Genomic DNA, 553 nt, shown 5'->3' on the forward strand with positions numbered 1-553 from the left:
TTGCTGGCACTGAACGACCACGAACTCATCGTGCTGGAGCGCGACGGCAAGGGCATGGGCGACGGCTCCAAGGCGGCGGTGAAACAGCTCGTCAAGATCAACCTGACCGGTGCCGCCGAGGTCAGTGGCATCGCCGACCTGCGCACCCAACCCGGCACGGCAATAGTCGGCACGCGATTTCTCGATATCAAGGCCGCGCTCAACGCCGCCGGCATTTCCGACGCGCTGATATCGGCCAAGCTCGAAGGCATTGCCTTCGGCGAGGATGTCGTCGTCAACGGCAAAACGATGCACACGCTGTATCTCGCCAACGATAACGACTTCCTGGCCACGGCAATCCCGAACGGCGGCGGCGCGCCGGCAGCCTACGGCAACCAGTTCTACGTCTTCGCTTTCGAGGGCAATCTGACCAACCAGGCCATCGCGGCCGTGCCTGAACCCAGCCAATATGCCCTGCTGCTGGCCGGCCTGAGCCTGGTCGGTTTCGTGGCCCGGCGCCGCAGCCGCTGAGGCTCAGTCGCCCAGCAGGCTCAGGATCAGTTCGATCCTGGCC

1 protein-coding gene is annotated in these 553 nt (G+C 64.4%); it reads left to right on the forward strand.

The features are described 5' to 3' along the window. The coding region (locus AC1DU6_RS35365; RefSeq protein ID WP_477863253.1) for an esterase-like activity of phytase family protein at window positions 1-510 on the forward strand (510 nt) is incomplete at its 5' end. Window positions 511-553 lie beyond the last annotated feature (43 nt).

It is taken from the genome of Roseateles sp. P5_B10 (genome assembly GCF_056400485.1).